At 58.2% G+C, this 13,308-nt stretch carries 13 protein-coding genes; 6 read left to right on the top strand and 7 right to left on the bottom strand.

Features of this window, described 5'->3' with window-relative positions; genetic code table 11:
• Window positions 1-60: 60 nt before the first annotated feature.
• The gene (locus tag C1J05_RS13585) at window positions 61-1,311 is read right to left on the bottom strand and encodes a hypothetical protein (RefSeq protein ID WP_114870724.1); all 1,251 of its coding nucleotides are present in this window, start codon (window positions 1,309-1,311) and stop codon (window positions 61-63) included.
• Window positions 1,312-1,546: 235 nt separating this feature from the next.
• Here C1J05_RS13585 and C1J05_RS13580 point away from each other — a divergent pair, with 235 nt between their 5' ends.
• Window positions 1,547-2,218, top strand: a complete 672-nt coding sequence (locus C1J05_RS13580) for a transglycosylase SLT domain-containing protein (RefSeq protein ID WP_114872318.1) — start codon at window positions 1,547-1,549, stop codon at window positions 2,216-2,218.
• Between the two features lie 12 nt (window positions 2,219-2,230).
• Here C1J05_RS13580 and C1J05_RS13575 read toward each other — a convergent pair whose 3' ends face one another.
• Together C1J05_RS13575 and pepN are read right to left on the bottom strand one after the other, a co-directional pair.
• Window positions 2,231-2,668 (bottom strand): hypothetical protein, encoded by a 438-nt coding sequence (locus C1J05_RS13575; RefSeq protein WP_254684601.1) that lies wholly within the window; start codon window positions 2,666-2,668, stop codon window positions 2,231-2,233.
• The gene (pepN, locus tag C1J05_RS13570) at window positions 2,665-5,217 is read right to left on the bottom strand and encodes an aminopeptidase N (RefSeq protein WP_114870723.1); all 2,553 of its coding nucleotides are present in this window, start codon (window positions 5,215-5,217) and stop codon (window positions 2,665-2,667) included. The genes C1J05_RS13575 and pepN overlap by 4 nt, the downstream gene beginning before the upstream one ends.
• A gap of 194 nt (window positions 5,218-5,411) precedes the next feature.
• Here pepN and C1J05_RS13565 point away from each other — a divergent pair, with 194 nt between their 5' ends.
• Entirely contained in the window at window positions 5,412-6,215 is an 804-nt protein-coding gene (locus tag C1J05_RS13565; protein ID WP_114870722.1) for a gamma-glutamyl-gamma-aminobutyrate hydrolase family protein, read from the top strand.
• Window positions 6,216-6,259: 44 nt separating this feature from the next.
• A complete protein-coding gene (locus tag C1J05_RS13560) occupies window positions 6,260-6,763 on the top strand; it encodes a flavodoxin domain-containing protein (protein ID WP_114870721.1) in 504 nt (167 codons plus the stop codon).
• On the opposite strand, the gene kynA is transcribed toward C1J05_RS13560, so the two are convergent.
• The 4 genes from kynA to C1J05_RS13540 form a co-directional block, all read right to left on the bottom strand.
• Window positions 6,702-7,535, bottom strand: coding sequence for a tryptophan 2,3-dioxygenase (kynA, locus tag C1J05_RS13555; protein WP_114870720.1), 834 nt, complete (start codon window positions 7,533-7,535; stop codon window positions 6,702-6,704). The genes C1J05_RS13560 and kynA overlap by 62 nt on opposite strands.
• The gene (locus C1J05_RS13550; RefSeq protein ID WP_114870719.1) at window positions 7,532-8,014 is read right to left on the bottom strand and encodes a GNAT family N-acetyltransferase; all 483 of its coding nucleotides are present in this window, start codon (window positions 8,012-8,014) and stop codon (window positions 7,532-7,534) included. The genes kynA and C1J05_RS13550 overlap by 4 nt, the downstream gene beginning before the upstream one ends.
• Window positions 8,011-9,204, bottom strand: coding sequence for a kynureninase (gene kynU, locus C1J05_RS13545; protein ID WP_114870718.1), 1,194 nt, complete (start codon window positions 9,202-9,204; stop codon window positions 8,011-8,013). Before kynU ends, C1J05_RS13550 begins: the two co-directional genes overlap by 4 nt.
• Window positions 9,205-9,282: 78 nt before the next feature.
• Window positions 9,283-10,035 carry an SDR family NAD(P)-dependent oxidoreductase gene (locus C1J05_RS13540; RefSeq protein ID WP_114870717.1) on the bottom strand — a complete coding sequence of 251 codons (753 nt, stop codon included), beginning with the start codon at window positions 10,033-10,035 and terminating at the stop codon, window positions 9,283-9,285.
• A gap of 110 nt (window positions 10,036-10,145) precedes the next feature.
• Here C1J05_RS13540 and C1J05_RS13535 point away from each other — a divergent pair, with 110 nt between their 5' ends.
• From C1J05_RS13535 to C1J05_RS13525, 3 genes are all read left to right on the top strand, one after another.
• Window positions 10,146-11,093: an MBL fold metallo-hydrolase gene (locus C1J05_RS13535; RefSeq protein ID WP_114870716.1), complete on the top strand. Its 948-nt coding sequence runs from the start codon at window positions 10,146-10,148 to the stop codon at window positions 11,091-11,093.
• A gap of 58 nt (window positions 11,094-11,151) precedes the next feature.
• A complete protein-coding gene (locus tag C1J05_RS13530; RefSeq protein ID WP_114870715.1) occupies window positions 11,152-11,601 on the top strand; it encodes a methyltransferase family protein in 450 nt (149 codons plus the stop codon).
• 131 nt (window positions 11,602-11,732) lie between these two features.
• Complete coding sequence (locus C1J05_RS13525; protein WP_114870714.1) at window positions 11,733-13,307, top strand: Re/Si-specific NAD(P)(+) transhydrogenase subunit alpha; 1,575 nt, start codon at window positions 11,733-11,735, stop codon at window positions 13,305-13,307.
• Window position 13,308 lies beyond the last annotated feature (1 nt).

Raw genomic sequence — 13,308 nt, 5'->3', positions numbered from 1 at the left:
GCCTCATCATCTCGCAACGATGTGGGTTCTAGGGCAGGGCGCGCATCAGGGCAAGAGCGGTCAGGCGGCGCTGACCATCGGACCAGAGGGTGTAAAGGTCACCTGATGCCCGCGGGCGATATCATCGCGGAACAATGTGGCAATCACGTCCAGCGCGTTGCGGCGTCCGTGTTCGGCAAAATTGCGCATGGAACGCACCCGTGCCGAGTTGTCAAAGCCGGTGGTGGCATGAGCCCAGACCAGTGGATGGATTTCTGTCATATGGTCGCGAATGATCCAATCGGCGCAATCGATCAGTTGATGACGCACCAGGTCCACCTCGTCCGCGCTGCCGCATCCGGCGCGAACGGCAACCGCGCAATAGGCGGCCAGCAGGTTCACGGTGTGCTGGTCGGGGGCGTGGGCCAGAATGTCATGCAGCCCTTCAATGAAGAATTCCACCTCGACCTGTGCGCAAGCGGCATCGTCGATCACGACAGCATCGAAATACGACCACGTATAGGCGCCAGCGCCCCAGATATCGATGGTGCGCGACGCGGTGCGACGGGCCTCAAGTTCCAGCTGGGCCAGTGATCCGAACCAGCGGGGCAGCAGATGGTTGCCCATGGCACGCATGTGGTGCGGGTTTTTCGGATCAAGATCAATCAGCGCTTCGTAATCGTCCGCGACGCGGGTGCGGGAATTGGGATAGCCTGCCAGCAACGCACAGCGCGCCGCAGCAAGCGCGGGGCTAAGCGGTTCCAGACCGGAAAACTGGTTCAGAATTCCGGTTGCGCGGTCAAAATGGGCGGCGAACGCCTCGCGGTTTTGCGGTTTGAGTTCGGTCAGCCAGCCTGTACCGCGCCACGCCCACCCCATATCCAAATGTGCGTGCGCGACAATCAGGGCGACCGGATAATTGTCTGGATGTTCGTCCAGCACCTGTTCCAGCGCTTCGATGCCATCAAGAATAGGTGCGCCGCTGGCGGGTTTCCCGTCAAACAAGGCATGTTCGGCGGCAAGAACAACATCGGCCCGCGCCCCGTACATCAACAGATCGGCAACCGGCATGCCGCCGCGTGTTTTCGCACGGGTCTGATCGGCATCGAAAATCAGCTGCGACAGCGTTTCCCAGTCTTCCTGTCGCGCCAGTTTCTGGCCCTTGTTCTGAAACGCCGTGCGTTCGGCATGTTCCGATGTTGCTTCGACAACGGGAATGTTCAGATGATCGGCAATGTTGCGCTTGACCTGAAAGTCGATGGGTTCTGCACTGTGGCAAACAGGTTGTGCCGCCCGGTTTCGGGCGGGCATCGCGGCTTTTGCAGTTTCCATACAAGCGGAAACCGGCGCAATTGCATTGCGCAAAACAGAAAAACTAAGCCTTAGATCGCGCATTTCGGTAACATCCAACTCATTGATAATCTTAACTGGGTACAGGGCAGGGTTTTGCCTGTGCAATCAGGCCTAAAAAAGGCGCAACTGGGGTGATATCTGGCAATTGAAAGGGCGGTTGACCTGCCCGGGTTTTCAATTGCGCTGCCCTGCGGACAAGGGAATACTGGCGTTGATGATTGAACGCGTTCTTTATCTGGTCATTGCCGGTGCTTTGGGGCTGGCATCGACAGCGCCGTTGCTGGCGTCGACAGAGGATGGGTTGGTGCGCCCGCTGGTACGTGAAGCGAATCTACCGCGGACCCGTTGGGAATACCAACAAGGGTCAGATATCTGGACACGGGGCGCGCTGGCGGCGCTTAGAACGCATGGTGCGGCGCTCGCGCAATCGGAACCCGTTGATATCAAAGACTGGTGCCCCGCCTATCCGGAGGCGGATCTGGCCCAGCGGCAGGCATTCTGGGTCGGGTTTCTGTCTGCGCTGGCGAAACATGAAAGCACCTACAGGCCCTATGCCGTGGGCGGCGGCGGGCGCTGGTTCGGATTGCTGCAAATCCAGCCATCGACCGCGCGGGGATATGGTTGCGCTGCCCGTTCGGGGCAGGACCTGAAAGACGGCGCATCCAATGTCAGTTGCGCGGTTCGGATCATGGCCGTGACGGTGCCGCGTGACGGTGTCGTTGCAACCAAAGGCGGGCGCTGGGGCGGTGTCGCTGCCGATTGGGGGCCGATGCGCAATGCCAACAAGCGCGCTGACATGCAGGCATGGCTCGGCAAACAAACCTATTGCCGCCCGCTTCAGTCCGTGCGTCCGCGTGAACGCACGGGCACGGGTGGCGATCGCTGATCTGCCGGGCATTCACATCAGAGAGAAGTGATGTCGTTCGACCCGCACCCCCTGTGCGCTCAGCGCCTGTTCGAATATCTGGTGTGGTGGCAGGCTTTCATAAGGCAGTCTGATCTTTTTGCGTGCCGGCGTCACTGCGCTGACGCGCACTGAAAAATCCAGCCTTGTGTCAAAGCGCATGTGGTCGATATCCTGCAGCGCCATATCGGCCCTGCGCTTTCCGGTGAACCAGGACAGGGTTGTCTCGTCGAGTTCGACACCCGCCGCGCGGTTGGTGAACAGATCCCACAGCGCCGGCAGAGTAAAGGCCGCCAGAATGGCCATTAGCCACCATGCCGCATCCACCAGAATTACGGCTGCAATCAGGACGAAATAGATCGCAATCACGATTGTTGCGGTGCGGTGGTTGCGCCCGTAATTGACATGCCGGAAGGGGGCGGGTTGTGTCATGCCCCCCTGATCCGGCTGATCATTTCATGTGTGTCGCGCGACAGATCGGGCGTTGCCGCGATTCGGTCAAGCTGGGCGCGCACATGATCCTGACGTTTGCTGTCATAGCGGCGCCATGTCTGGAACGCGCTGGTCATGCGGGCGGTTGTCTGCGGATTGGCCGCATCCAGTTTGATCAGCCAGTCGGCCAGCAGCGCATACCCGCTGCCGTCCTGTTGATGAAACCCTGCGTGATGCATTGACAAAGCACCCAGTGTGGCACGGAACCTGTTGGGGTTTTTCCAATTGAAATCAGCATGTTTCGTCAGGTTCTTCGTGATTTCCACGGTCTGGTGCGGCGTGGACTGGATGATTTGCAGGCTGAACCATTTGTCGATCACCAGACGGTCGTGTTTCCACTGGTCGTAGAACGCTTGTGTTTCCGCGATCCCTTTTCCGGAATTCAGCAAACAGGCAAGAGCCGACAATTGTTGAGTCATATTATCCGCGGATTCGAACTGCCGCGCCGCCTGCGCGCCACCGTCAAGGCGCGACATCAGTGCAAGAACAGCCCCCTGCAACGCGCGTTTGCCGACCTGATCGGCATCCGGCGAATAGGGGGCGTCAATATGCATTTCACTGTAGAGTCGTGGCAGAAGATCCTGATTATATTGCGAGATAGCCTGCTTCATCGTTTCGCTGGCTGCCCAGATCGCTTGCGGGTCAGGCACATGCCCGGTGTCGTGCAGACTGGTGGCCATATCGGACTGGCTGGGCAGTCCCAGCATCAGGGCACGGGTTGCCGGGTCAACACTGTCGTCGCGCAACACGGCCGCCATCCCGGCAAGAAAGGTGGTGTCGGGGGGCGCGTCTTTCAGAATCATGTCGCTCAGGGCGGCGCGCGCCAAGGCGCGTCCCGCTTCCCACCGGTTGAATGGGTCGGTGTCATGGGCCAGCAGGAAACCGCGTTGCGCCTCGCCCTCGGGGTGGGACAGGATGACCGGCGCCGAAAAGCCGCGCAAGATCGATGCAACGGGGCGCGTGGCAAGCCCTTTGAAGGAAAAGGACTGGCGCGCCTGCGTCATTTCCAGAACCTGTGTTTCCTGTACCTCGTCACCGTTCTGGCCCAGCAGACCGACAGCAATGGGAATAACCTGTGGCTGCGGGTCGGGCGTAGTAGAACTTGGCTTTGTATCCTGTTGAAAGGTAAGGGTAAAAACCCCATCTTTGAAATCTTCTTCGACGGACAGGCGCGGTGTTCCGGCCTGTGAATACCAGCGTTTGAACTGTGACAGGTCGCGACCTGTGACATCTTCGAACACTTTCAGCCAATCCTCGATCGTGGCGGCGTCACCGTCATGGCGTTTGAAATAAAGATCAAGCGCCTTGCCATAGGCCTCATCCCCGACCAGTGTTTTCAGCATGCCGATCACCTCGGCGCCTTTTTCGTATACAGTTGCGGTATAGAAGTTGTTGATTTCCTGAAAGCTTTCCGGGCGTACCGGATGCGCCAGCGGACCGTTATCTTCGGGAAACTGGCGCGCGCGCAGATCAATCACATCGGTGATGCGTTTTACCGGAGCACTGCGTACATCGGACGTGAACTGGGCGTCGCGGTATACCGTCAATCCTTCTTTCAAGCACAGTTGGAACCAGTCGCGGCAGGTGATGCGGTTGCCCGTCCAGTTGTGGAAATATTCATGGGCGATGATCGCTTCGATCCGTTCGAAATTTGTGTCGGTCGATGTTTCCGGGCTGGCCAGAACGGCTGAGGAGTTGAAGATGTTCAGCCCCTTGTTCTCCATCGCCGCCATGTTGAAATCGTCCACCGCCACGATGTTGAATACGTCCAGATCATATTCGCGGCCGTAAACGTCTTCGTCCCACTTCATGGATTTTTTCAGGGCTTCCATGCCAAACGCACATTTGTGCAGATCATCGGCACGCACCCAGATGTTCAGCGCGACCTTTTTTCCAGTCATCGTTGTAAACGTATCGGGATGGTTCACCAGATCACCGGCAACCAAAGCAAAAAGATAGGCGGGTTTGGGCCACGGATCATGCCATTCGGCCCATCCGTCGCCGGCCCCGACAGGGTTGCCGTTGGACAGCAGAACGGGGTGGGGGCCATTTATGCGTACGGTAAACACGGACATCACGTCGGGGCGATCCGGATAGTAGGTGATCTTGCGAAACCCCTGCGCCTCGCACTGGGTGCAATACATGCCGCTGGATTGATAAAGGCCCTCCAGTGCCGTGTTTGAGGCCGGATCAATCTCGACCTCGGCTTCCCAGATAAACGGGGCGTCCGGAACGGGGCATCTCAGCCCGTCGTCCGTGCATTCGGGATCGACTTTGGTGCCGTCAATGCTGGCGCGGATCAGCGTGAGGTCTTCGCCGTGCAGGAAGAACGTGCGGTCCTTTGCATCGGGATTGGGGCGAAACTGGATCCGGCTGGCTACTTTGGTGGCATGAGGCGACAGATCAAAGGTCAGGTGAACCGCATCCACAAGATATCCGAAAGGTTCATAATCGCTCAGGTAAATTGTTTCTGGGGCAGCGTCTTTCATGGGGAACCTTTCGGGCTGGGAACGCGCAGACGGTAGAAAGATTGCGCATCCGCTGCAAGCAGGGTTTGGCCGAGCTTTAACCGGGTTGGAACCCGCCATTGTGCAATTGGGCACACGCGCGTGTGCGCACGAAGCCACTGGCATAGGGTTAAAAGGCATTTTATAAGCGCGTGAAGTCCATAACAGGGAAAATCATGGTCCGTCGCAGCCCGCAGCGCCCGATTGTCGGCATTATTTCAAATCAGTATCTGCTGAATGACCAGTATCCGGCCCACGCGGGCGGGACGATGAATTCGGCTGCGATTGCCGATGTGTCCGGCTGTCTGCCCATGCTGATCCCGGCCGATCCCCGGTTTGTATCGGTGGATGAGCTTTTGGACGTATGCGACGGTTTCATGCTGACAGGTGGACGCCCGAACGTGCATCCCGAGGAATATGGCGAGGCGGAAACCGAAGCACATGGTACGTTTGATCGCGCGCGTGATGCTATTGTGCTGCCACTGGTGCGCGCCTGTGTGGCGCGCGGGCAGCCGTTTCTGGGTGTGTGCCGCGGTTTTCAAGAGGTGAATGTCGCGATGGGGGGAACGCTTTATCCGGAAATCCGGGATTTGCCGGGGCGAATGAACCACCGCATGCCGCCCGATGGCACGTTGGAAGAAAAATTCGAACTGCGCCACAAGGTGCGGTTTACAGAAAACGGAGTATTCCACGGTGTTATGGGCGCCACCGAAGTGATGACAAACACCTTGCACGGGCAGGGTATCAAGACACCGGGCAAGGATATCGTAATCGACGGATACGCGCCTGATGGCACGCCCGAGGCGATCTATATACAAGGTGCCAAGGGCTTTACCCTGTCGGTTCAGTGGCATCCGGAATGGGACGCCTGCAACGATCCCGTATCGCGCCCCCTTTTCGAGGCGTTCGGCGCAGCAGTCAGGGACTGGGCGGCGCATGACGACACATCGGAAATTTCAAAAATAGCCGCGCAGCTTTAACGCAAAGCAATACAAACTCAAATCACACGATTTACTTTGGGCGCATGACACATTCTGACGCCCGGAAAATACTTATCGTTTACGCCTCGACCGAGGGGCAGACCCGAAAAATCGCGCGGTATTGCGCTGACAGATTGATGGCCATGGGCCATTCGGTCGAAATGTTGCGCGCTGCCGATGATGATGGCGGTACTTTGGGGCAGGCGGATGCGGTCATTCTGGCCGGATCGGTCCATATGGGCCGTTTGCAAAAGGAACTGGCCGATCTGGACCGGATTGCGGCCGAATTCTGCGACAAGGCCGGATTGCGCCCGTTGTCGATCCACCAGGTTGCCGGTGCGTTTCGTTTCACGCAGTACGATTTCTTCAAATCGTGGGCGATGCGCTATATCGCGGCAAAGATGGATCAGGACGTCGATCCGCACGCGGATCGGGAATACACGGATTGGGCCAAACTGGCTGACATCGTAAAGGATTTCGTCAGCTTCAAAGGCCGGTCCGCAGATGCCAAAGCTCCGGAAACAGTTCGACCTCAAGCATCTTCCTGAGGTAACTGACGCCGCCGGTCCCGCCGGTGCCGCGTTTGAAGCCGATGACACGTTCCACCGTGGTCACATGATTGAACCGCCAGCGGCGAAAGTAATCTTCAAGATCGACCAGCTTTTCCGCCAGTTCATAAAGTTCCCAATGGGTTTGCGGCGCGCGATAGACCTTGCTCCAGGCGGCGATGATGGCATCGCTGGGGGTATGCGGCATGGCGATATCGCGGTGCAGTGCCTCCTCCGGCAGGGGAATCGAGGCATGTAGCGCCTGCAATGCCACATCATAGAGTGACGGAGTCGCCAGTTCGGCCTGCAACAGGGCCGTTATGTCCGGGCGGTGTGCATGCGGGCGCAGCATCGCGGGGTTGCGATTGCCCAGAACGAATTCGATCTGACGGTACTGATGCGATTGAAAGCCCGAAGACTGGCCAAGTGAGTCGCGAAAGGCGGTGTAATCGCTGGGCGTCATGGTGCGCAGAACATCCCATGCATTGTTCAGCTGTTCGAAAATGCGCGAGACGCGCGCCAGCATCTTGAACGCAGGGCGGCGGTCACCCGTTTGCAGCGTCGCGCGCGCCGCTGTCAGTTCGTGTATCGCCAGCCGCATCCATAATTCCGATGTCTGGTGCTGGATGATGAACAGCATTTCGTCATGCGCGTCTGACACCGGATGCTGTGCGTCCAGCAGGGCTGACAGGCTCAGATAATCGCCATAGGACATACGCCCGTCAAAGGACATTTGCGCGCCTTCTTTGGTGGGGTCGTAGGGATCGGTCATGTTGCAATATCCTTTTGCATCAGTGACATATGAAAGCGTTCTAATGTCTGTCCGTTGACGGGATGCTGCTCCCTGCAGTCAATCTGCCAGCCGTGCTTTTCAAAGAATTTCCGTGCGCCAAGGCTGGCATGCACGGTCAGGGTGGTCATATTGTCTTGCTTTGCACGTTTCATCAGCGCGCGATACAGCGCATCGGCCACGCCTGTGCCTTTGGCCTCGGGCAGAACAAAGGCCATGTCCAGATAGCCCTCGGCGGTCAAAGACATGAACCCGATGATTTGCCCATCCTGTTCGGCAACCCGGCAATGCTGGTTCAGCAGGCGGTCGGGTGTGGCATCATCCGGCGCGCTTGCAAGGGCCCAAGCGGCGCGCTGGTCTGTGCTGTAATATTCTGCGGCGCCTTCGCGCACGGCCCGGTAGAAAACCGCAGCGCATGCTGCGCGATCCTGCGGGTGATAGGGGCGGATCAGCGGTGTCATGTGACTGCGGCGCGAACCTTGTATTCGTCGCGGTCCCACAGTTTGTTTTCCATCACGTCAGCCATGATATCAACAGCTTGGCGTACATCGTTCACGTCGATGTACAGCGGTGTAAAGCCAAATCGCATCACATCCGGCATCCGGAAATCGCCGATCACTCCGCGTGCGATTAACGCCTGCATCGCCGCGTATCCCTGTTCAAAGCGGAACGATACCTGCGAACCGCGCCGCGCAGCATCTCGCGGGCTGGCCAGTGTCAGTTGCGGGCATTTGCGTTCGACCAGTTCCACAAACAGGTCCGTCAGTTCCATTGATTTGGCGCGCACATCTGTCATATCGGCCATGTCCCAGATATCAAGCGCGCATTCCAGCGCGGTCATCTGCAGGACCGGCGGTGTGCCCACGCGCATCCGTTCGATGCCTTGCCCCGGGCGATAGTCCAGATCAAAGGCGAAAGGGGCGGCATGGCCCAGCCAGCCTGACAGGGCCGGTTTGATGTGATAGGCGTGGCGCGGCGCGACATAGATGAACGCTGGCGCGCCGGGGCCGCCATTCAGGTATTTGTAACTGCACCCCACCGCGAAATCCGCGCCCGCTGCTGCGACATCCACCGGGATCGCGCCTGCGGAATGGGCCAGATCCCAGACCGTTAGAATGCCGTGGTCATGCGCCTTTTTGGTCAGGGCGGCCATATCGTGCATCCGGCCCGTGCGGTAATCCACCTCGGTCAGCATCATAACGGCCACATCATCATTGATCGCATCGGCAACATCTTCTGGATCGACGATGCGCAATTCGTGACCGCGATCCAGCGTGTTCAGCAACCCTTGCGCCATATACAGATCGGTCGGGAAATTGCCGTTGTCAGACAGGATCACCTTGCGGTCCTGCGCCAGATCAAGTGCAGCGGCCAGCGCCTGAAACACCTTGATGGTCAGGGTATCGCCCATGACCACATGGCCGGCTTCGGCGCCGATCATTGCGCCGACACGGTCGCCGATTGTCATCGGTTGCGCCATCCAGCCGGCCTTGTTCCAGCCGGTGATCAGCATTTTGCCCCATTCGTCCCGCAGCATCCCGTCCAGTCGGGCAGGGGCTGATTTAGGCAGGGGGCCAAGCGAATTGCCATCCAGATATATCATGCCTTCGGGCAGATCGAACATGGCTTTGGTGGCGGCGAAATCGGTCATCTGGCCCTCATCAGGTATTTTAGGCTTAAAGTATATCTGCGGGCATACGCCCCGAAACGCTGTGTGTAAAGCCGTGGCCTAAATCTGACCGCCAGCGATTTCGATAGATTGACCGTTCACGCTTTGCGATCCGGGCAAACACAGCCACAACGCTGCGGTGGCAACTTCGTCGGGCGCGATCAGACGCTGGTGCCGGTTGGCCTTGATCATAAGGTTTCGGGCCTCATCGGTTGAAATGCCCGTGCGTTCGGCAATGCTGGTGGTGTTTTGCGCCACGATGTTCGTATCCACATAACCCGGGCACAACGCGTTGAACGTATAGGGTTTGCCCATGTAATCCTCGCTCAGGGCGCGGGTCAGCCCGATCAGCCCGTGTTTGGATGCGGTATAGGCCGACGCACCTTTCAACCCGCGCACCCCCGCAATGGACGATACAGTGATCACGCGGCCCCAGTCGGTTTGCACCATGCTGTTCATCGCCTCGCGGATGGTCAGAAAGGCGCCGTCCAGATTGGTGGCCATGATGTTGCGCCAGAATGCCATGTCTGTCTTGTGCAAGGCGCGCCCTTCGGCGATGCCGGCATTTGCAACACAAATCTGGATCGGGCCATGGGCTTGCACGGCCTGCGACATGACCTTTCTGACATCGCTTTCGTCGCGGACATCCATTGCCAGACCTGTGATCTGATCTGTGGCCACCCGATCCAGTACCTGTTGGCGGCGCCCGGTGATCGTGACGTGGGCCCCGTTATCGGCCAGCGCCTGTGCGATTGCCAGCCCGATGCCCGATCCCCCGCCGGTGACAAAGGCATGTTTCCCGCTTAACTGCATCTGCAATTCTCCTCTTTTCACGCAGCTTAGCGGGGTATGGCCGGGGGGCAAGCAACGGCTTTACTTACCCATTCGTATCTGTGAATGTGATGTGAGCGAAAGGAGCTGCCATGAAGTATTTTTTGGGTGCCATTCTGATCCTGACAGCCGGCATTGCGCAGGCCAGCGAAGAGATCGCCGACCAGTATCCGCAATCAGAGCTGTATTCCAAACCCGTTGAATTCATACCGCATGTGTATTCCGCAATCGGGGCCACGGCACCGCCGACCTATGAAAACGCGGGCCACAACAACAACCTGTCATTTATCTTGACGGATGAAGGGGTTGTGGTGATAAATTCGGGTGCGTCCTATCGTCTGGCCGCCGCATTGCATGATGAGATCAGGGCGGTCACAGACCAACCTGTGGTTCTGGTGATCAATGAAAACGGGCAGGGCCATGCGATGCTGGGCAACGGCTATTGGGCGGAACAGGGTGTAGATATTCTGGCCCATCAGGACGCGATTGCCGAAACGATGGAAAACGGTGATTTCATCCTTCAAGGCATGCAGCGGTATAACCGTGACAAGGCCGAAGGAACTGATGTGGTCCATGCCAACCTGTCGTTCGAGGACCGGTATGACCTGACTTTGGGGGGCGTAGACATACAGGTGCTGCATCTGGGGCCTGCCCATGATCCCGGCGACGCGCAGATCTGGATACCGCAATGGAACATCATGATTACGGGTGACATCGCGTTTCACGAACGGATGCTGCCGATTTTCGCACATACCTGCACCTCGTGCTGGATAGAAACATGGGAAACGGCACTGGAACCCCTAGCACCGACATATGTGATCCCCGGACATGGCCACCCGACCAATTTTGATCAGGTCCGCCGGTACACATTGGATTATCTGGTGGATTTGCGCGCCAAAATCGGTGCTTATATCGATCATGGCGGCGATCTGGCCGGCGCCTATTATGTGGATCAGTCAAACTGGGCCGGGCTTGATACGTTTGAAGAGCTTGCTACAAAAAATGCAGGCCGCGTGTTCGAAGAGATGGAGTGGGAATAGTGCAAATCTGCTGCATGGGGGGCGACCGGTTCGGTTTGCAACGCGGAACCTGTCCGCGATGAAATGGCTGGATACGCCCCCTGTCTGGCTGGCCGGATTTGTTGCGCTGGCGTGGGTGCAGTCGTCCTATTTTTCATTCGGGCTGGATTTTGGCGGAGCGTGGGCCGGATTTGCGGCGGGCATTCTGATCGGTGGCGGAATAATCCTGGCGCTGATGGCTTTTGTTGAATTCCGACGTCATAAGACAACAATCGTACCGCACCAGACACCTGAACGGCTGATCCAGTCTGGCATATTCAGCAAATCGCGAAACCCGATCTATCTGGGCGACGTTCTTATTCTGGCAGGTTTGATCCTGCGCTGGGATGCGGTGCCGTCGCTGGCGCTGGTGCCGGTTTTCGTCTGGGTTCTGGAAAAGCGGTTCATCATCCCCGAAGAAAACCGGATGCGGCGCACCTTCCGGATGGATTTTGCCCGCTACGAAGGCAAGGTGCGCCGCTGGGTTTAGATCAATTGCGAAAAATTCTATTTCAATCGCCTCTATTGCTTGCGCAACTATATTGCGCGCGCTAGGGAACTAACCTGACGCCGCATGCTGCCCTGCGGCAAAATGAAATCTACCAGACGGGGGAATTCAAGTTGAAGATCGGAACACCCAAAGAAGTCTTTGAGGGCGAGGCACGCGTGGCCATGACCCCCGACAGTGCCGTTCAATTGCAAAAGCTGGGCCATGAGTGTCTGGTTGAATCGGGCGCTGGTGTCGCTGCCGGGTTTTCCGATGCGGCCTACAAGGCGGCCGGCGTCAAGATTGCAAAGACCGCGGCGGCCCTGTTCAAAGGCTCTGACGTGGTGGCCAAAGTCCGCCCCCCCACCGAAACAGAAGCCAAGCGCCTGACCGACGGGCAAACCCTGATTTCGTTCTTTTACCCCGGGTCCAATGAAAAACTGATGGATCTGGCTGCGTCCAAGGGCGCCACCGTGATCGCGATGGATATGGTGCCACGCATCAGCCGTGCGCAGAAAATGGATGCGCTCAGCTCGATGGCGAATATCGCAGGCTACCGCGCCGTGATCGAGGCCGGTAACAATTTCGGGCGCTTTTTCACCGGGCAGGTGACTGCCGCAGGCAAGGTGCCCCCGGCCAAGGTTCTGGTTGTGGGCGCCGGTGTGGCCGGATTGGCCGCCATCGGCACCGCCACATCGCTGGGTGCGATCACCTATGCGTTTGATGTGCGCCCCGAAGTGGCCGAACAGATCGAAAGCATGGGCGCAGAGTTCGTGTTTCTGGAATTTGACGCCAGCGAACTGCCGGATGGCGCGGCGACAGGCGGGTATGCGCCCCCGTCCAGCCCTGAATTTCAGGCCAAACAGCTTGAGAAATTCCGCGAACTGGCCCCCGATATCGATATCGTGATCACCACGGCACTGATCCCCAACCGCGCCGCGCCGATCCTGTGGACCAAGGATATGGTCGAAGCGATGAAGCCCGGATCGGTCATTGTCGATCTGGCGGCAGAGCGGGGCGGCAATTGCGAACTGACCGTGGCAGATGAAAAGGTTGTGACCGACAACGGTGTCACGATCATCGGCTACACCGACTTTCCCAGCCGGATGGCGGCGCAAAGCTCGACACTTTATGCGACCAATGTCCGCCACATGATGGCCGATCTGACACCGGAAAAAGACGGTGTGATCAATCACGACATGGAAGATGATGTGATCCGCGGGGCCACCGTGACCCACGCCAAAGAGGTGACGTTCCCGCCCCCGCCGCCCAAGGTGCAGGCGATTGCGGCCAAACCCAAGGAAAAGGTCAAGGAACCGACCGCCGAAGAAAAGCGCGCGGCCGAACTTGCCGCGTTCAAGCAGCAGACCCGCAATCAGGTCACATTGCTGGCTGTCGGCGGTGCCCTGGTGCTGGCTGTCGGGCTGGTCGCTCCGGCCAGCTTTATGCAGCATTTCATCGTTTTCGTCCTGGCGGTCTTTGTCGGTTTTCAGGTGATCTGGGGGGTTGCGCACAGTCTGCATACCCCGCTGATGGCCATCACCAACGCAATCTCGTCGATCATTATTCTGGGTGCGCTCATGCAGATCGGATCAGGATCATTTCTCGTGATCCTGCTGGCGGCTCTATCGGTCTTTATGGCCGGAATTAACATCTTCGGGGGTTTCCTCGTGACACGGCGCATGCTCGCCATGTTCCAGAAATCCTAAG

The organism is Sulfitobacter sp. JL08, from assembly GCF_003352045.1.
Lineage (GTDB): Bacteria > Pseudomonadota > Alphaproteobacteria > Rhodobacterales > Rhodobacteraceae > JL08.
Note: the sequence above shows the minus strand (reverse complement) of the source record. Positions and strands in the feature narration are given on the sequence as shown.

Bases quoted from the DNA above. Each gene is read 5' to 3' on its own strand.
- C1J05_RS13585 (WP_114870724.1), bottom strand. From the start codon at position 1,311: ATGGAAACTGCAAAAGCCGCGATGCCCGCCCGAAACCGGGCGGCACAA.
- C1J05_RS13580 (WP_114872318.1), top strand. From the start codon at position 1,547: ATGATTGAACGCGTTCTTTATCTGGTCATTGCCGGTGCTTTGGGGCTG.
- C1J05_RS13575 (WP_254684601.1), bottom strand. From the start codon at position 2,668: ATGACACAACCCGCCCCCTTCCGGCATGTCAATTACGGGCGCAACCAC.
- pepN (WP_114870723.1), bottom strand. From the start codon at position 5,217: ATGAAAGACGCTGCCCCAGAAACAATTTACCTGAGCGATTATGAACCT.
- C1J05_RS13565 (WP_114870722.1), top strand. From the start codon at position 5,412: ATGGTCCGTCGCAGCCCGCAGCGCCCGATTGTCGGCATTATTTCAAAT.
- C1J05_RS13560 (WP_114870721.1), top strand. From the start codon at position 6,260: ATGACACATTCTGACGCCCGGAAAATACTTATCGTTTACGCCTCGACC.
- kynA (WP_114870720.1), bottom strand. From the start codon at position 7,535: ATGACCGATCCCTACGACCCCACCAAAGAAGGCGCGCAAATGTCCTTT.
- C1J05_RS13550 (WP_114870719.1), bottom strand. From the start codon at position 8,014: ATGACACCGCTGATCCGCCCCTATCACCCGCAGGATCGCGCAGCATGC.
- kynU (WP_114870718.1), bottom strand. From the start codon at position 9,204: ATGACCGATTTCGCCGCCACCAAAGCCATGTTCGATCTGCCCGAAGGC.
- C1J05_RS13540 (WP_114870717.1), bottom strand. From the start codon at position 10,035: ATGCAGTTAAGCGGGAAACATGCCTTTGTCACCGGCGGGGGATCGGGC.
- C1J05_RS13535 (WP_114870716.1), top strand. From the start codon at position 10,146: ATGAAGTATTTTTTGGGTGCCATTCTGATCCTGACAGCCGGCATTGCG.
- C1J05_RS13530 (WP_114870715.1), top strand. From the start codon at position 11,152: ATGAAATGGCTGGATACGCCCCCTGTCTGGCTGGCCGGATTTGTTGCG.